Source organism: Escherichia sp. E2748, assembly GCF_005781125.1.
Classification (GTDB): Bacteria; Pseudomonadota; Gammaproteobacteria; order Enterobacterales; family Enterobacteriaceae; genus Escherichia.
The window spans coordinates 235580-252259 of record NZ_VATP01000028.1 but is presented as its reverse complement, the minus strand read 5'-3'; the positions used below and the strand labels follow the sequence as shown (position 1 = coordinate 252259).

18 protein-coding genes are annotated in these 16680 nt (G+C 52.2%); 9 read left to right on the top strand and 9 right to left on the bottom strand.

The window, feature by feature from the left end; genetic code table 11:
• Positions 1–192: 192 nt before the first annotated feature.
• Positions 193–765, bottom strand: a complete 573-nt coding sequence (gene gmhB, locus FEK42_RS20430) for a D-glycero-beta-D-manno-heptose 1,7-bisphosphate 7-phosphatase (protein ID WP_130205052.1) — start codon at positions 763–765, stop codon at positions 193–195.
• Between the two features lie 187 nt (positions 766–952).
• Here gmhB and metN point away from each other — a divergent pair, with 187 nt between their 5' ends.
• The 7 genes from metN to FEK42_RS20395 all read left to right on the top strand — a co-directional run bounded on the left by metN (position 953) and on the right by FEK42_RS20395 (position 7417).
• On the top strand, positions 953–1984 hold the full coding sequence (gene metN, locus FEK42_RS20425; RefSeq protein WP_000593990.1) for a methionine ABC transporter ATP-binding protein MetN: 1032 nt from the start codon (positions 953–955) through the stop codon (positions 1982–1984).
• A complete protein-coding gene (locus FEK42_RS20420; protein WP_001294600.1) occupies positions 1977–2630 on the top strand; it encodes a methionine ABC transporter permease MetI in 654 nt (217 codons plus the stop codon). Before metN ends, FEK42_RS20420 begins: the two co-directional genes overlap by 8 nt.
• A gap of 39 nt (positions 2631–2669) precedes the next feature.
• Positions 2670–3485, top strand: coding sequence for a methionine ABC transporter substrate-binding lipoprotein MetQ (metQ, locus tag FEK42_RS20415; RefSeq protein ID WP_000874224.1), 816 nt, complete (start codon positions 2670–2672; stop codon positions 3483–3485).
• A 117-nt stretch (positions 3486–3602) separates the two neighbouring features.
• Positions 3603–4007 (top strand): Rcs stress response system protein RcsF, encoded by a 405-nt coding sequence (gene rcsF, locus FEK42_RS20410; protein WP_001202329.1) that lies wholly within the window; start codon positions 3603–3605, stop codon positions 4005–4007.
• Positions 4004–4711, top strand: a complete 708-nt coding sequence (gene tsaA / locus FEK42_RS20405; protein ID WP_130205048.1) for a tRNA (N6-threonylcarbamoyladenosine(37)-N6)-methyltransferase TrmO — start codon at positions 4004–4006, stop codon at positions 4709–4711. The genes rcsF and tsaA overlap by 4 nt, the downstream gene beginning before the upstream one ends.
• A gap of 110 nt (positions 4712–4821) precedes the next feature.
• Complete coding sequence (proS, locus tag FEK42_RS20400) at positions 4822–6540, top strand: proline--tRNA ligase (protein WP_001260707.1); 1719 nt, start codon at positions 4822–4824, stop codon at positions 6538–6540.
• 52 nt (positions 6541–6592) lie between these two features.
• Entirely contained in the window at positions 6593–7417 is an 825-nt protein-coding gene (locus FEK42_RS20395; RefSeq protein WP_135491938.1) for a YaeF family permuted papain-like enzyme, read from the top strand.
• Between the two features lie 29 nt (positions 7418–7446).
• Here the strand turns inward: FEK42_RS20395 and nlpE are convergent, their stop codons facing one another.
• Genes nlpE through FEK42_RS20380 form a run of 3 tightly spaced genes read right to left on the bottom strand, consistent with a single transcriptional unit; the run spans position 7447 to position 9135 of the window.
• Positions 7447–8157, bottom strand: coding sequence for an envelope stress response activation lipoprotein NlpE (gene nlpE, locus FEK42_RS20390; protein ID WP_135491937.1), 711 nt, complete (start codon positions 8155–8157; stop codon positions 7447–7449).
• 13 nt (positions 8158–8170) lie between these two features.
• The gene (gene arfB, locus FEK42_RS20385; RefSeq protein WP_130205042.1) at positions 8171–8593 is read right to left on the bottom strand and encodes an alternative ribosome rescue aminoacyl-tRNA hydrolase ArfB; all 423 of its coding nucleotides are present in this window, start codon (positions 8591–8593) and stop codon (positions 8171–8173) included.
• Positions 8590–9135, bottom strand: coding sequence for a YaeQ family protein (locus FEK42_RS20380; RefSeq protein ID WP_001185282.1), 546 nt, complete (start codon positions 9133–9135; stop codon positions 8590–8592). The genes arfB and FEK42_RS20380 overlap by 4 nt, the downstream gene beginning before the upstream one ends.
• Positions 9136–9300: 165 nt before the next feature.
• Between FEK42_RS20380 and FEK42_RS20375 the strand changes: the two genes are divergently transcribed.
• Entirely contained in the window at positions 9301–9501 is a 201-nt protein-coding gene (locus FEK42_RS20375) for a YaeP family protein (RefSeq protein WP_000417058.1), read from the top strand.
• Entirely contained in the window at positions 9488–9748 is a 261-nt protein-coding gene (gene rof, locus FEK42_RS20370) for a Rho-binding antiterminator (RefSeq protein ID WP_000062312.1), read from the top strand. Before FEK42_RS20375 ends, rof begins: the two co-directional genes overlap by 14 nt.
• Before the next feature lie 48 nt (positions 9749–9796).
• Here the strand turns inward: rof and tilS are convergent, their stop codons facing one another.
• From tilS to dnaE, 5 genes are all read right to left on the bottom strand, one after another.
• Entirely contained in the window at positions 9797–11095 is a 1299-nt protein-coding gene (gene tilS / locus FEK42_RS20365) for a tRNA lysidine(34) synthetase TilS (protein ID WP_138211941.1), read from the bottom strand.
• 64 nt (positions 11096–11159) lie between these two features.
• Entirely contained in the window at positions 11160–11549 is a 390-nt protein-coding gene (locus FEK42_RS20360; RefSeq protein ID WP_130205038.1) for a VOC family protein, read from the bottom strand.
• Positions 11550–11713: 164 nt separating this feature from the next.
• Positions 11714–11968, bottom strand: a complete 255-nt coding sequence (locus tag FEK42_RS20355) for a DUF4282 domain-containing protein (protein WP_130205036.1) — start codon at positions 11966–11968, stop codon at positions 11714–11716.
• A 224-nt stretch (positions 11969–12192) separates the two neighbouring features.
• Positions 12193–13152 (bottom strand): acetyl-CoA carboxylase carboxyl transferase subunit alpha, encoded by a 960-nt coding sequence (accA, locus tag FEK42_RS20350; RefSeq protein WP_000055746.1) that lies wholly within the window; start codon positions 13150–13152, stop codon positions 12193–12195.
• A 12-nt stretch (positions 13153–13164) separates the two neighbouring features.
• The gene (gene dnaE, locus FEK42_RS20345) at positions 13165–16647 is read right to left on the bottom strand and encodes a DNA polymerase III subunit alpha (RefSeq protein ID WP_135491936.1); all 3483 of its coding nucleotides are present in this window, start codon (positions 16645–16647) and stop codon (positions 13165–13167) included.
• Positions 16648–16680 lie beyond the last annotated feature (33 nt).

Genomic DNA, 16680 nt, shown 5'->3' with positions numbered 1-16680 from the left:
CGAGGTGGCGTATATTACGCATTCCTCTTTCAGAGTCAACCCTGAATTTCAGGTTTTTTCTCTTCAACCGAACCGGCTGTTTGTGTGAAGTGATTCACATCTGCCGTGTCGATGGAGGCGCATTATAGGGAGTCAGCTCAGGAAGACAAGCGGAAAAATGCATTTTTATTTCAACCGCTCATCTTTTAGTCATTACACCGATTTTTGCTGCTTTTTTATCGCTTGCGGCAGGTCTGCCAGGCTATTTAACACCCAATCCGCCGCCGTTTCTGCTTCAGGGGTAATAGGTTTACCCGTACGCACCAGCACTTTTGTTCCCACGTTCGCCGCAGCCGCTGCCTGCATATCTTCTAATTTATCGCCCACCATATAAGAAGCGGCCATATCAATATGCAAATAATCACGTGCCGACAAAAGCATCCCCGGATGTGGTTTGCGGCAGTCGCAGACCTGGCGAAACTCTTCAACACTACCCTGCGGATGATGCGGGCAATAATAGATGCCATCCAGATCAACATCGCGGTCCGCCAGCGACCAGTCCATCCACTCGGTCAGCGTTTCAAACTGTGCTTCAGTAAATTTACCGCGAGCAATGCCAGACTGGTTGGTTACTACCACCAGCGCGAAGCCCATTTTTTTTAGCTCGCGCATAGCGTCAATAACACCGTCGATAAATTCAAAGTTGTCGATCTCATGGACATAGCCGTGATCGACATTAATGGTGCCATCACGGTCAAGAAAAATTGCGGGTACGCTCTTCGCCACCTTTTATAGCTCCTTAATAAGGCATGTGACGCTAGTATCGCATGTTTCGACCAGCAAGAAAGTGCTCTTCGCATAAACCTGATTGATTTAGACGTCTGGATGCCTTAACATCCATTTCATTGACGGCTTTGCCCGTTCCTGGCATTCGAAATGCCACGACTAACTTAATGACGATAATAAATAATCAATGATAAAACTTTCGAATATCACCAAAGTGTTCCACCAGGGCACCCGCACCATCCAGGCGTTGAACAACGTCAGCCTGCATGTGCCAGCTGGACAAATTTATGGCGTTATCGGTGCCTCAGGCGCGGGTAAGAGTACGCTTATACGTTGTGTAAACCTGCTGGAGCGCCCAACCGAGGGTAGCGTGCTGGTCGATGGCCAGGAGCTGACCACGCTGTCAGAATCTGAGTTGACTAAAGCTCGCCGCCAGATTGGTATGATTTTCCAGCATTTTAACCTGCTCTCTTCGCGTACTGTTTTTGGCAACGTGGCTCTGCCGCTGGAGCTGGACAACACGCCGAAAGACGAAATCAAACGTCGCGTGACGGAATTGCTGTCATTGGTTGGTCTTGGTGATAAGCATGATAGCTATCCGTCGAACCTTTCCGGTGGGCAGAAACAGCGTGTGGCGATTGCCCGTGCATTAGCCAGCAATCCCAAAGTATTGCTGTGTGATGAAGCCACCAGCGCGCTGGACCCGGCAACGACACGTTCTATTCTCGAACTGCTGAAAGATATCAACCGCCGTCTGGGTTTGACGATTCTGTTGATCACCCACGAAATGGACGTTGTGAAGCGCATTTGTGATTGCGTGGCGGTCATCAGCAATGGCGAACTGATCGAGCAGGACAAGGTAAGTGAAGTGTTCTCGCATCCGAAAACGCCGCTGGCGCAAAAATTTATTCAGTCGACTCTGCATCTGGATATCCCGGAAGATTATCAGGAACGTCTGCAAGCGGAGCCGTTCACTGACTGCGTGCCGATGCTGCGTCTGGAGTTTACCGGTCAATCGGTCGATGCCCCACTGCTTTCTGAAACCGCGCGTCGTTTCAACGTCAACAACAACATTATTAGCGCGCAGATGGATTACGCCGGTGGCGTTAAGTTCGGCATCATGCTGACTGAAATGCACGGCACACAACAAGATACGCAAGCCGCCATTGCCTGGCTGCAGGAACACCATGTAAAAGTAGAGGTACTGGGTTATGTCTGAGCCGATGATGTGGCTGCTGGTTCGTGGCGTATGGGAAACGCTGGCAATGACCTTCGTATCCGGTTTTTTTGGCTTTGTGATTGGTCTGCCGGTTGGCGTCCTGCTTTATGTCACGCGTCCGGGGCAAATTATTGCTAACGCGAAGCTGTATCGTACCGTTTCTGCGATTGTGAACATTTTCCGTTCCATCCCGTTCATTATCTTGCTGGTATGGATGATTCCGTTTACCCGCGTTATTGTCGGTACATCGATTGGTTTGCAGGCAGCGATTGTTCCGTTAACCGTTGGTGCAGCACCGTTTATTGCCCGAATGGTCGAGAACGCCCTGCTGGAGATCCCAACCGGGTTAATTGAAGCTTCCCGCGCAATGGGTGCCACGCCAATGCAGATCGTCCGTAAGGTGCTGTTACCAGAAGCGTTGCCGGGTCTGGTGAATGCGGCAACCATCACCCTGATTACCCTGGTTGGTTATTCCGCGATGGGTGGTGCAGTCGGTGCCGGTGGGTTGGGTCAGATTGGCTATCAATATGGTTACATCGGCTATAACGCGACTGTCATGAACACGGTACTGGTATTGCTGGTCATTCTGGTTTATTTAATTCAGTTCGCAGGCGACCGCATCGTCCGGGCTGTCACTCGCAAGTAACGTTCAACACAACATAAATAATTGAAGAAGGAATAAGGTATGGCGTTCAAATTCAAAACCTTTGCGGCAGTGGGAGCCCTGATTGGATCACTGGCACTGGTAGGCTGCGGTCAGGATGAAAAAGATCCAAACCACATTAAAGTCGGCGTGATTGTTGGTGCCGAACAACAGGTTGCAGAAGTCGCGCAGAAAGTTGCGAAAGACAAATATGGCCTGGACGTTGAGCTGGTAACCTTCAACGACTATGTTCTGCCAAACGAAGCATTGAGCAAAGGCGATATCGACGCCAACGCCTTCCAGCACAAACCGTATCTTGATCAGCAACTGAAAGATCGTGGCTACAAACTGGTCGCAGTAGGCAACACTTTTGTTTATCCAATTGCTGGCTACTCCAAGAAGATCAAATCACTGGATGAATTGCAGGATGGTTCGCAGGTTGCCGTGCCAAACGACCCAACTAACCTTGGCCGTTCTCTGCTGCTGCTGCAAAAAGTGGGCTTGATCAAACTGAAAGATGGCGTTGGCCTGCTGCCGACCGTTCTTGATGTTGTTGAGAACCCAAAAAATCTGAAAATTGTTGAGCTGGAAGCACCGCAACTGCCTCGCTCTCTGGACGACGCGCAAATCGCTCTGGCAGTTATCAATACCACCTATGCCAGCCAGATTGGCCTGACTCCAGCGAAAGACGGTATCTTTGTCGAAGATAAAGACTCCCCGTACGTAAACCTGATCGTGACGCGTGAAGATAACAAAGACGCCGAGAACGTGAAGAAATTCGTCCAGGCCTATCAGTCTGACGAAGTTTACGAAGCAGCAAACAAAGTGTTTAACGGCGGCGCTGTTAAAGGCTGGTAATTTTTAGGCTGTTTCCACAATTTGTAATATCATTCAGGACGGGCGCTTGCCCGTCTTGTCATTTTTACAAGCTCCTGATTCAATATTGACGTTTTGATCATACATTGAGGAAATACTATGCGTGCTTTACCGATCTGTTTAGTAGCACTCATGCTAAGCGGCTGTTCCATGTTAAGCAGATCCCCTGTCGAACCCGTTCAAAGCACTGCACCCCAGCCGAAAGCGGAGCCAGCAAAACCGAAAGCGCCGCGCGCCACACCGGTCCGAATTTATACCAATGCAGAAGAATTAGTCGGCAAACCGTTCCGCGATCTCGGTGAAGTCAGTGGCGACTCTTGCCAGGCCTCTAATCAGGACTCTCCGCCAAGCATTCCAACCGCGCGTAAGCGGATGCAAATCAACGCCTCTAAAATGAAAGCCAATGCGGTATTACTGCATAGCTGCGAAGTCACCAGCGGTACGCCAGGCTGCTATCGTCAGGCTGTATGTATCGGTTCTGCGCTTAACATTACGGCGAAATGAGCAGTTTCCAGTTCGAGCAAATAGGCGTTATTCGCTCGCCCTATAAAGAAAAATTCGCCGTTCCGCGCCAGCCAGGTCTGGTAAAAAGCGCCAACGGCGAACTGCATCTCATTGCTCCCTACAACCAGGCCGACGCCGTGCGCGGCCTGGAAGCGTTCAGCCATTTATGGATCCTTTTCGTCTTTCATCAAACGATGGAAGGCGGCTGGCGCCCAACTGTGCGTCCGCCTCGTCTTGGTGGTAATGCCAGAATGGGCGTTTTCGCCACACGCTCTACTTTCCGTCCTAATCCGATTGGTATGTCGCTGGTAGAGCTGAAAGAGGTTGTTTGCCATAAAGACAGCGTGATTCTGAAGCTTGGCAGTCTGGATCTGGTCGATGGGACGCCAGTGGTGGATATCAAACCGTATCTCCCCTTTGCCGAATCGCTTCCCGATGCCAGCGCCAGCTATGCGCAAAATGCGCCAGCGGCAGAAATGGCGGTGAGCTTTACCGCAGAGGTCGAAAAGCAGCTTTTGACACTGGAGAAGCGTTATCCGCAGTTAACGCTGTTTATCCGCGAAGTACTGGCGCAGGACCCGCGCCCGGCCTATCGTAAAGGTGAGGAAACGGGCAAAACCTATGCCGTCTGGCTGCATGATTTTAACGTTCGCTGGCGCGTCACCGACGCAGGTTTTGAAGTCTTTGCGCTGGAACCGCGTTAAATTCACGCCCTTCTCTTTTGACATTTCTTTTGCACTGGTAAACTAAATCACTTTTTTTGTCCCAGGCTCGCCTTGAGCCTGTTCTACCTTCCAACTGGAACCGTAACAACATGCGTACTAGCCAATACCTGCTCTCCACTCTCAAGGAGACACCTGCCGACGCCGAGGTGATCAGCCATCAGCTGATGCTGCGCGCCGGGATGATCCGCAAGCTGGCCTCCGGGTTATATACCTGGCTGCCGACCGGCGTGCGCGTTCTGAAAAAAGTCGAAAACATCGTGCGTGAAGAGATGAACAACGCCGGTGCGATCGAGGTGTCGATGCCGGTGGTTCAGCCAGCCGATTTGTGGCAAGAGAGTGGTCGTTGGGAACAGTACGGTCCGGAACTGCTGCGTTTTGTTGACCGTGGCGAGCGTCCGTTCGTACTCGGCCCAACTCATGAAGAAGTTATCACTGACCTGATTCGTAACGAGCTTAGCTCTTACAAACAGCTGCCGCTGAACTTCTATCAGATCCAGACCAAGTTCCGCGATGAAGTGCGTCCGCGTTTCGGCGTCATGCGTTCCCGCGAATTCCTGATGAAAGATGCTTACTCTTTCCATACTTCTCAGGAATCCCTGCAGGAAACCTACGATGCAATGTATGCGGCCTACAGCAAAATCTTCAGCCGCATGGGGCTGGATTTCCGCGCCGTACAGGCCGACACCGGTTCTATCGGCGGTAGCGCCTCTCACGAATTCCAGGTGCTGGCGCAGAGCGGTGAAGACGATGTGGTCTTCTCCGACACCTCTGACTATGCAGCGAACATTGAACTGGCAGAAGCTATCGCGCCGAAAGAACCGCGCGCTGCTGCTACCCAGGAGATGACGCTGGTTGATACGCCGAACGCGAAAACCATCGCGGAACTGGTTGAACAGTTCAATCTGCCGATTGAGAAAACGGTTAAGACTCTGCTGGTTAAAGCGGTTGAAGGCAGTAGCTTCCCGCTGGTTGCGCTGCTGGTGCGCGGTGATCACGAGCTGAACGAAGTTAAAGCAGAAAAACTGCCGCAGGTTGCCAGCCCGCTGACTTTCGCGACCGAAGAAGAAATTCGTGCCGTGGTTAAAGCCGGTCCGGGTTCACTGGGTCCGGTAAACATGCCGATTCCGGTGGTGATTGACCGTACCGTTGCGGCGATGAGTGATTTCGCTGCTGGTGCTAACATCGATGGTAAACACTACTTCGGTATCAACTGGGATCGCGATGTCGCTACCCCGGAAATTGCGGATATCCGCAACGTGGTGGCGGGCGATCCAAGCCCGGATGGTCAGGGTACGCTGCTGATCAAACGTGGTATCGAAGTCGGTCACATCTTCCAGCTGGGTACCAAGTACTCCGAAGCACTGAAAGCCTCCGTACAGGGTGAAGATGGCCGTAACCAAATCCTGACAATGGGTTGCTACGGTATCGGGGTAACGCGTGTGGTAGCTGCGGCGATTGAGCAGAACTACGACGAACGCGGCATCGTATGGCCTGACGCTATCGCGCCGTTCCAGGTGGCGATTCTGCCGATGAACATGCACAAATCCTTCCGCGTACAAGAGCTTGCTGAGAAACTGTACAGCGAACTGCGTGCACAAGGTATCGAAGTGCTGCTGGATGACCGCAAAGAGCGTCCGGGCGTGATGTTTGCTGATATGGAACTGATCGGTATTCCGCACACTATTGTGCTGGGCGACCGTAACCTCGACAACGACGATATCGAATATAAATATCGTCGCAACGGCGAGAAACAGTTAATTAAGACTGGTGACATCGTCGATTATCTGGTGAAACAGATTAAAGGCTGATGCCAGAAAGGGTCCTGAATTTCAGGGCCCTTTTTTACATGGATTGTATAAAATGGATAAACTAAAGGCGTACTGCCGCCAGCTTCTCCCCTGCTTTCTTTTACTTTCGGCCTGTACCGTTGATATCAGCCAGCCAGACTCCTCTGCCACAGCGGTAGATGCCGAGGCAAAAACATGGGCAGTTAAATTCCAGCATCAAAGCTCTTTCACCGAACAATCAATAAAAGAAATAACGGAACCAGATCTCAAACCCGGCGATTTGCTTTTCTCCTCAAGTCTGGGGGTAACCTCATTTGGGATCCGCGTTTTCAGCACTTCCTCTGTGAGTCACGTTGCAATCTATCTGGGTGATAATAACGTTGCAGAAGCGACAGGCGATGGCGTCCAGATTGTTTCCCTTAAAAAAGCGATGAAGCACAGTGATAAGCTTTTCGTTTTACGAGTCCCGGACCTTACCCCGCAGCAAGCCACAGAAATCACCGCGTTCGCCAACAAAATCAAAGATAGCGGGTATAACTATCGCGGCATTGTCGAGTTCATTCCATTTATGGTGACCCGCCAGGTGTGCTCACTGAATCCTTTTTCCGAGGATTTTCGCCAACAGTGCGTCAGCGGCCTGGCGAAAGCGCAGTTAAGCAGTGTGGGCGAAGGAGACAAAAAGTCGTGGTTTTGTTCGGAATTTGTCACTGATGCATTTGCCAAATCCGGGCATCCGCTTACGCTGGCGCAGTCAGGTTGGATTAGCCCTGCTGATCTGATGCATATGCGTACTGGTGATGTCTCTGCGTTTAAGCCAGAAACGCAGTTACAGTATGTTGGGCACCTGAAGCCTGGGATTTATATTAAAGCGAGTCGCTTCGTTGGGCTGACTCGGTGATAAAAGCCGGAGAATGCTCCGGCGTTCAATTACTGCCCCAAACTACTGCAATCCTTGTTCGGGTAAAATTTACCCGCCGTATCGGGCGCTAATAATTTGGTCGGCGCACCGGTATCCGGATTAACCTCCAGCGTAAAGTGACCTTCAACTGACAATAACACCGGTTTTTCACTGTTACCACGAGCCGCCAGATAGCCACGCTCCAGCTCTGCGTTATTCGCCACCATAAAACGTTTTCCGGTCGCGCAATCAGTAAAAGTTGCTGCGTCTGCCATATAGAAATACATGCCACGCAGGGTCATCGGCGTCATTGGCATGCTCGATTTTGCCGGTTCCAGCGTGTAGTTGAACTGCGATTCAATGGGATTACCTTCACGATCGAGCATCTCCAGTGCATCCCCTTTCGCTCGATAATATGACTTTTCACCTTTGCTGTCGGTTAATACCAGCTTGTCGGCAGTTCGCGCCCATGTACCGTAGGAGGCAAAGGATGAAGGCTCTTCACGAGCGCCAAGATAGCGTTCGTTCATCACCCAGGTTCCATCTTTTTCGAGGAACAGAGAGGTTTCGATCCCTTCGCAATCGGCACACGGCAGCACGCCGCGCCAACTTTGCGGCATCGGTTTCAGTTCGGCAGCCTGCGCCGGAGAAAGCGTATCGACTTCGGCCCGATTGTTACATCCCATCAGAGTAAAGAGGCTGATTACAGCCATCGCTGTCACTATCGCTTTTCTCACCATCCATTCCTTCTTTTTACTCCCGACCGCTGCGCACTTTGCCGCGCATCGCCTTCACGCTTGATTTTTGTGCCTTCGATGCCAGCCTGCGCTCTTTTGATGCGCGGGTGGGCCGCGTGGGTCGTCGGGCTTTTTGTTCTGTTGTTAATTCTTTAATCACTGCCACCAACCGGGCCAGCGCCGCTTCGCGGTTGAGCTCCTGACTACGGTATTCCTGCGCCTTAATGACAATCACGCCATCGCTGCTGATTAAATGATGGCTGGCGGCGAGCAGGCGCTCTTTGTAATACTCTGGCAGGCTGGACGCCCGAATGTCAAAACGCAGATGAATGGCCGTTGAGGTCTTATTGACATGCTGCCCACCCGCGCCCTGTGCACGAATAGCAGTGATCTCAAGCTCGTCATCGGGGATAGCAACATGTCGGGAAATCACAATCATGAAGGTTGTTGCCAGGCGGTTAAGTTCACTTCCAGATTATTCTTATCATCCGATAACCAGATCACGCCATCCTGAATCGTTGCCTGCAGCGTCATGGTACGATCGGCAAAGGCACTCACTTTCGCCAGCTGCTCGTCGTCCAGATACCAGACGGAAAGATTGGCAAACTGCGCACATTTGCTCTGATTTTGCTGCCACCAGATTTGCGCCGCCCGACTATTATAGGCAAACAGCGCCACTTCTGCGGCCTGGGTGCAGGCTTTCTTAATCCGTCGCTCATCCGGCAGCCCCAGTTCAATCCACAAATCAATGCCCAGGTGATCGTTACGCAGCCACGCTTCCGGCTCATCATCGGCACACAAACCTCGGGTAAATTGCAGACGTTCATCAGCATATTTCAGCCACGCCAGCAGGCGCAGCATCATGCGCTCCTGGGTTTCTGAAGGATGGCGCGCCAGCGTCAGAGAGGCATCGAGAAACTGGTTGCGGTCGAGATCGGCCACATTAACCGTCGCTTTATAAATTGTCGCTTTAAGCGCCATAAGAAAACTCCTTTCGAATCAGGAGGCCATTGTAACGGAATACGTGCAGTTGCGGCGCTGATATTGCAGAAATGAGTGTGGTATAGTCACCTTGCGAAACAGAGTTTATCTTCGTAGGCTTAGACTTGCATCCACGGTTAAGTCAGAGTGCTGACAGGAGGGCATGTGGAAAAATATTGTGAGTTAATACGCAAGCGGTACGCGGAAATCGCCAGCGGAGACTTAGGATACGTTCCGGACGCGCTGGGCTGCGTTTTGAAAGTGCTGAATGAAATGGCTGCCGACGACGCCCTTTCTGAGGCTGTCAGGGAAAAAGCAGCATACGCTGCGGCAAACTTACTGGTGAGCGATTATGTCAATGAATGATACGTATCAACCAATCAATTGTGATGATTACGATAATCTTGAGCTCGCCTGCCAGCATCATTTAATGCTGACACTTGAGCTGAAAGATGGCGAAAAATTGCAGGCGAAGGCCAGCGATTTAGTCTCCCGCAAAAATGTGGAGTATCTGGTCGTCGAGGCCGCTGGCGAAACCCGCGAGCTACGTCTGGATAAAATTACCAGCTTTAGCCACCCGGAAATCGGTACGGTGGTAGTGAGCGAGTCCTGATTGACTTTCGCCGGATGCGACGTTTGAAGCGTCTTATCCGGCTTTCACTTAACTAAGCGTTTTCTGCCAGACAAAACTTACGCCCTTCTCACCTTCAGCCACACCTTCTTGCGTCACAAATACCCCTGCCGCCGCAATCAGCGTTTCGCCATAAAACAGCAGCGGCGTGGTGTCACGCAGCCACGGCGGTACGCCCAATTCCTGCCAGATTTTCTTTAGCTTACGCCCGCCGTTGCGCCCGACAATATGTAGCAATCCTGGCGCTTTAAAACGCACGCTGACCGCTTCGTCTGCACGTGGAGGGCGAATTTCCCCGCCCGCAGTAAGCTGCACGCAGCCTAGCCCCGCCGGTAATTCCAGCGGCTGTTGCCACGCCTGCCACGGTACAATGGTTTCGCTTTGCCCGGCGACGGATTTAATCCACCACAATTGCGACTGATAGCGGCGGATTTCAAACGCGCCAAAACGTAAACAGGGGGAAGCATCTTCCCGCGCCAGCGCCACTTCCTGCCAGATCCGCACCAGCGCGTCGCGGGAAGGCATTGGGGCATTCAGCCCTGCCAGCCAGCGGCGGATAATCGCGGCGCGACGGGCATCACTCATCGCCAGCATTGGCGCAATCTGCAGCGTCCTTTGCGGCGTTTGGCAGTGCGCTAAATCATCCGCCAGCAGTTCATCCAGCAGGCTCTCTTGTTCGGCGCAAAGTGCGGCACTTCGGGCCGTCGCTTCGGCAAAATGTGGCCAACGCTGCTGCAATAACGGCACCACGCGCAGGCGCAGGAAGTTACGATCGTAGGAATCGTCCTGATTACTTTCGTCTTCAATCCAGCGTAAACCATGCGCCAATGCCCACTGCGCCAGTTCTCCCCGCGTACGGGCGAGCAACGGACGGATAAGCCGCGTTCCGGCAAACTCCGAGACTTCCCCCATAGCCGAAAGCCCGGCGGGGCCGCTTCCGCGTTTTAGCGCCAGCAGAAAGGTTTCACATTGATCGTCAAGATGTTGCGCTGTGACCAGCACTTCGCCAGGTAACAAGGTGCGGGCAAATGCCTGATAACGCGCCTGCCGCGCCTGGGCCTCAATGCCTAACCCCTCTTGCGCAAGCTGCACACGCTCAACCACCAGCGGCACCTGCCACTGCTGGCAGATATTTTCACAATGTTTCACCCAGGCATCAGCATTGGCACTTAACCCATGATGCACATGGATAGCGCGCAAAGCGACGCCCGGATTTTCCGCCCGCCACTGCACCAGTTGATGCAGCAGAACGGTAGAGTCAAGCCCGCCGCTAAAGGCCGCCAGAATCTGGCGTGAGGTGAGAAGTTGTGTATTCAGTGTGAGTGTCATGATAGCGCGATTTTACAGTAGCGATGCCCGGCACGTTACCGGGCAAATGCAGTAATGACAAGCCTTACTGCTCATACAGTTCCAGCGGCAGTCCGTCAGGGTCGTTAAAGAACGTGAAGCGTTTTTGCGTGTATGGATCGACACGTATCGCTTCACATTTCACGTTATTGCTTTCCAGGTGCGCCACTGCCGTATCGATATCATCAACGCTAAAAGCCAGATGGCGCAGGCCGCAGGCTTCCGGTCGACTGGGTCGTTGCGGCGGAAACGGAAATGAGAAAAGCTCAATCACGTACTGCCCGTTAAGTGCCAAATCCCCTTTCCACGAATCTCGCGCTTCACGATAGACTTCGCTTTGCAGCGTGAAGCCGAGAATGTCGCAGTAAAAAGCTTTGCTCACCGCATAATCCGTCGCAATAATCGCAATATGGTGAACCTGTTTTAACCCCAACATAGAATCTCCTGCATTGATATGATACGCACGTGCATCGCTATATATTGATAATACGCACAAATTACAGGAAAGATGAATCAGACATTTACACTGACTTTAAAACAACATCTCAAACGCCTGTAATAGCGGTTGAGATGCGGTTTGGTGAAGCGCTTTGCGGGAGATTACTCTGCGCTATTCTTGCTAACACTCTCGGCAATGCGGCGCAAATATTCGTTATTCTTAAACGCTATCATAATTAATTCGAAAGTCATACGACAGCTTATAAGACCAATGACGGTATAAGCTAACCCTAAAATAATGTTTCCGCTAAATATGGAGAAGACGCCGCCTATCAGTGTCAGCACCATAGCCAGCCAGTAAAAAAACACCAGAACACGCGGCATAAGAAGATGATCAAATCCTAAAATTGCTTTCATATTTTATCCTTAAAAATTCTATGAGATTGATAAATTTATATTATTTTTGACCACTGTGTATATTGGTATATGCCTCCGAAATCGGAGTTATCAACAGGAGTTCAAGAATTTTATGGCAGGAGAAAACGAAAGTAAGATTATCTAAATGTAATTTATAATATGACTAAATAAACTACATAGAAAAAAAGGCCACCGAAGTGACCCTTTTTCAGAACTTTTGCGAATTACGCGTAACCGTAGCTCATCAGGCGCTGATAACGACGATTTTTTAAATCTTCAGTGCTTAACACGTCGAGATCGGCCAGATCCGCCAGCAGTTGCGCTTTCAAAGACGCCGCCATCGCTTCCGGGTTACGGTGAGCGCCGCCCAGCGGTTCCGGGATGATGGAGTCGATCAGTTTCAGTTCTTTCAGGCGCGGAGCGATGATACCCATCGCTTCAGCCGCTAGCGGCGCTTTGTCGGCGCTCTTCCACAGAATGGACGCACAACCTTCCGGCGAGATAACGGAATAGGTGCTGTATTGCAGCATATTCACTTTATCGCCCACGCCAATCGCCAGCGCGCCGCCAGAACCACCTTCACCGATAACGGTACAAATAGTCGGTACACTAAGGCGAGACATTTCACGCAGGTTGCGTGCAATGGCTTCAGACTGACCACGTTCTTCTGCGCCCACGCCCGGATAAGCTCCAGGAGTGTCGATAAAGGTGATGATTGGCATCTTAAAGCGTTCAGCCATTTGCATCAGACGCAGAGCTTTGCGGTAACCTTCTGGTGCTGGCATACCAAAGTTACGGCGAATTTTTTCTTTGGTTTCACGACCTTTCTGATGACCAATGATCATCACCGGACGACCGTCAAGACGTGCGATACCACCGACGATAGCTTTGTCATCTGCATACGCACGATCACCAGCCAGTTCGTCAAATTCATCAAATGCCAGGCGAACGTAATCCAGGGTATAAGGGCGCTGTGGATGGCGTGCCAGTTGGGCAATCTGCCATGCGCCGAGATCGGCGAAGATTTTACGTGTCAGTTCTACGCTTTTTTCACGCAGACGATGCACTTCTTCATCGATGTTAATATCCAGTTTCTCGTCCTGACGGCTAACCGCAGTCAGAGAATCGATTTTCGCTTCCAGCTCTGCAATCGGCTGTTCAAAATCAAGGAAATTCAGACTCATAGTATTCCTGTATTAGTCAAACTCCAGTTCCACCTGCTCCGAACCAATGAGGCCACGGAGATCGTTTAACAAACGATCGCTCGGAGAGACACGCCACGTCGCGCCAAAACGCAACCGCGCGCGTGCATCCGCCCTCTGATAGTAGAGATGTACTGGAATTGTCCCAGAGCGGTGGGGTTCCAGAGACTGACGGAGTCGGTTTAAAAGCTGGTCATCAATTTGCCTGTCCGTCAGCGAGATAGCAAGCCCGCGAGCATATTTTTCCCGGGCTTCGTCAATATCCATCACTTCGCGAGCGGTCATTTTAAGCCCACCGCTGAAGTCATCAAAGCTGACCTGTCCGCTGACGATAAGTATGCGGTCTTTTTCCAGCAATTGCTGGTATTTATCCAGGGCGTCTGTAAACAACATCACTTCCAGGCGCCCGGAACGGTCATCCAGCGTGCAGATACCGATACGATTGCCGCGCTTGGTGACCATAACCCGCGCGGCAACAACGAGCCCCGCAGCCGTGGTGACTTTACCACGTTCTGTCGGGTGCATGTCTTTCAGCCTTACGCCTCCGACATAACGCTCAATCTCTTTTAAATACTGATTGATGGGGTGGCCCGTCAGGTACAGCCCCAACGTTTCACGTTCCCCATCTAACACCACCTGCTCCGGCCAAGGCTGGCAGCTGGCGTAGGATTGTTCAATTTGTTCCGGCTCTTCGGCCAGCACGCCGAACATATCGGCCTGACCGATGGCTTCCGCTTTCGCGTGTTGATCTGCCGCTTTTAACGCATCGCCCAGCGAGTTCATCAGCGCCGCGCGGTGTGGACCCAGACGGTCAAACGCCCCGGACATGATCAGTTTTTCCAGCACTCGCCGGTTTAACTTTTTGGTGTCGGTACGGGCGCAGAGATCAAACAGTTCGCGGAAGTAGCCGCCTTTATTACGGGCTTCGATGATGGCCTCAATCGGACCTTCACCTACCCCTTTGATCGCGCCAATACCATACACGATTTCGCCGTCGTCGTTGACGTGGAAATGGTAAAGACCGGAGTTTATATCTGGTGGCAGGATTTTCAGCCCCATCCGCCAGCACTCATCCACCAGGCCCACCACCTTCTCGGTATTATCCATATCGGCGGTCATTACCGCCGCCATAAACTCTGCCGGATAGTGCGCTTTCAGCCATAACGTTTGATATGACACCAAAGCATAGGCCGCAGAGTGCGATTTGTTAAATCCATAACCGGCGAATTTCTCCACCAGGTCGAAGATTTTCATCGCCAGTTCGGCGTTGATCCCGTTCTTTTCTGCACCTTCAGCAAATACAGAACGCTGCTTAGCCATCTCTTCCGGCTTTTTCTTACCCATCGCACGACGCAGCATATCCGCGCCACCAAGGGTATAACCAGAAAGCACCTGGGCAATCTGCATGACCTGTTCCTGATACAGGATGATGCCGTAGGTTGGCTCCAGTACCGGTTTCAGGCTTTCATGCTGCCACTGCACGTCCGGGTAGGAAATCTCTTCGCGACCATGTTTACGGTCGATAAAGTTATCCACCATCCCTGATTGCAACGGGCCGGGGCGGAACAGTGCCACCAGTGCGATCATATCTTCGAAGCAGTCAGGTTGCAGACGCTTGATCAGGTCTTTCATGCCGCGCGATTCAAGCTGGAATACCGCCGTGGTTTCCGAGCGTTGCAGCATGTCGAAGCTTTTCTTATCATCCAGCGGGATCGCGGCGATATCCAGCGGCGGCTCGCCATTCTTCGTTCGCCGCTTGTTGATCATCTCCAGCGCCCAGTTGATGATGGTGAGCGTACGCAAACCGAGGAAGTCGAACTTCACCAGCCCGGCGTATTCAACGTCGCTTTTATCAAACTGGGTGACCGGATGTTTGCCCTCTTCATCGCAATAAAGTGGCGCAAAATCAGTAATTTTTGTCGGCGCGATAACCACCCCACCGGCGTGCTTACCGGCGTTACGGGTGACCCCTTCCAGTTTGCGCGCCATGTCGATCAGCGCCTTAACTTCTTCATCCGCTTCGTAGATTTCCGGCAGCTGTGGCTCAGCTTCAAACGCTTTTGCCAGCGTCATCCCCGGATCGGGCGGGATCAGTTTCGAGATACGGTCGACAAAGCCGTACGGATGCCCCAGCACGCGGCCTACGTCGCGGATCACCGCTTTCGCCGCCATCGTACCGAAGGTGATGATCTGCGATACCGCATCACGACCGTACATGTCTGCCACGTGTTCGATCACCTGATCGCGTTTCTCCATACAGAAGTCAACGTCAAAGTCAGGCATGGAGACACGTTCCGGGTTAAGGAAACGTTCGAACAGCAGGTCAAATTCCAGCGGATCGAGGTCGGTGATTTTCAGCGCGTAGGCCACTAGTGACCCTGCACCGGAGCCACGGCCCGGCCCTACCGGTACGCCGTTATCTTTCGACCACTGGATAAATTCCATAACGATGAGGAAGTAGCCCGGGAAGCCCATCTGGTTGATAACCTGAAGTTCAGTCTCCAGACGCTCGTCATATTCCGGGCGGCGCTTAACACGTTCTTCTTCATCAGGGAATAAAAATGCCAGACGCTCTTCCAGCCCCTCTTTTGCACGCTTGACCAGATAATCTTCAGTACTCATGTCCCCGGTCGGGAACTGCGGCAGGAAGTATTCACCAAGACGCACAGTTACGTTACAGCGTTTGGCGATCTCAACGGTGTTGGCAAGGGCTTCGGGGATGTCGGCAAACAGCTCGCACATCTCCTCTTCGCTACGCATATATTGCTGCGGCGAATAGTTACGTGGGCGTTTGGGATCGTCGAGGGTAAAGCCGTCGTGGATCGCGACGCGGATTTCGTGTGCATCAAAGTCGCTGCTGTCGATAAAGCGCACGTCGTTGGTCGCCACGACGGGCAAACCGCGCGCTTCCGCCAGTTCCACCGCCGCGTGCAAATAGCTTTCTTCGTCCGGTCTGCCGGTGCGAATCAGTTCGAGAAAATAGCGATCCGGGAAGTGTTCTTCATAAAACGCGACACACTCGTCCACCAGTGCGCTGTTACCACGCAAAAGACTGCGTCCGACGTCGCCCATGCGCCCGCCGGAAAGAAGGATCAACCCTTCGTTTAATTCGATAAGCCAGTCGCGATCGATGCTCGGTCCGGCGGCACCGTAACCGCGCTGATACGCTTTTGAGATCAGCAACGTCAGATTCTGATAGCCGGTATTGTTCGCCGCCAGCACCGTCAGGTGGGTTAACTCATCACCCAATAAGTCGCACTGGACATTAAAATCCGCCCCGACGATGGGCTTAATCCCTGCGCCATGTCCCGCTCCGTAGAACTTCACCAGACCGCAAAGGTTGGTGAAATCGGTGATCGCCAGCGCAGGCATACCCAACGCCGCCGCCTTTTTTACCAGCGGCGCGGTTTTGGCCAGGCCATCGATCATCGAGTAGTCGCTGTGCACCCGCAGGTGTACGAAACGTGGTTCAGACATCTTCAGATTCCGGTTTACTTAATCTCGACACAA

Excerpts from the sequence above, each read along its gene's own strand:
- rcsF (WP_001202329.1), top strand. The coding sequence starts at position 3,603 with ATGCGTGCTTTACCGATCTGTTTAGTAGCACTCATGCTAAGCGGCTGT.
- FEK42_RS20395 (WP_135491938.1), top strand. The coding sequence starts at position 6,593 with ATGGATAAACTAAAGGCGTACTGCCGCCAGCTTCTCCCCTGCTTTCTT.
- nlpE (WP_135491937.1), bottom strand. The coding sequence starts at position 8,157 with ATGGTGAGAAAAGCGATAGTGACAGCGATGGCTGTAATCAGCCTCTTT.
- metN (WP_000593990.1), top strand. The coding sequence starts at position 953 with ATGATAAAACTTTCGAATATCACCAAAGTGTTCCACCAGGGCACCCGC.
- FEK42_RS20420 (WP_001294600.1), top strand. The coding sequence starts at position 1,977 with ATGTCTGAGCCGATGATGTGGCTGCTGGTTCGTGGCGTATGGGAAACG.
- tsaA (WP_130205048.1), top strand. The coding sequence starts at position 4,004 with ATGAGCAGTTTCCAGTTCGAGCAAATAGGCGTTATTCGCTCGCCCTAT.
- FEK42_RS20380 (WP_001185282.1), bottom strand. The coding sequence starts at position 9,135 with ATGGCGCTTAAAGCGACAATTTATAAAGCGACGGTTAATGTGGCCGAT.
- arfB (WP_130205042.1), bottom strand. The coding sequence starts at position 8,593 with ATGATTGTGATTTCCCGACATGTTGCTATCCCCGATGACGAGCTTGAG.
- accA (WP_000055746.1), bottom strand. The coding sequence starts at position 13,152 with ATGAGTCTGAATTTCCTTGATTTTGAACAGCCGATTGCAGAGCTGGAA.
- metQ (WP_000874224.1), top strand. The coding sequence starts at position 2,670 with ATGGCGTTCAAATTCAAAACCTTTGCGGCAGTGGGAGCCCTGATTGGA.
- proS (WP_001260707.1), top strand. The coding sequence starts at position 4,822 with ATGCGTACTAGCCAATACCTGCTCTCCACTCTCAAGGAGACACCTGCC.
- tilS (WP_138211941.1), bottom strand. The coding sequence starts at position 11,095 with ATGACACTCACACTGAATACACAACTTCTCACCTCACGCCAGATTCTG.
- FEK42_RS20360 (WP_130205038.1), bottom strand. The coding sequence starts at position 11,549 with ATGTTGGGGTTAAAACAGGTTCACCATATTGCGATTATTGCGACGGAT.
- rof (WP_000062312.1), top strand. The coding sequence starts at position 9,488 with ATGTCAATGAATGATACGTATCAACCAATCAATTGTGATGATTACGAT.
- FEK42_RS20355 (WP_130205036.1), bottom strand. The coding sequence starts at position 11,968 with ATGAAAGCAATTTTAGGATTTGATCATCTTCTTATGCCGCGTGTTCTG.
- dnaE (WP_135491936.1), bottom strand. The coding sequence starts at position 16,647 with ATGTCTGAACCACGTTTCGTACACCTGCGGGTGCACAGCGACTACTCG.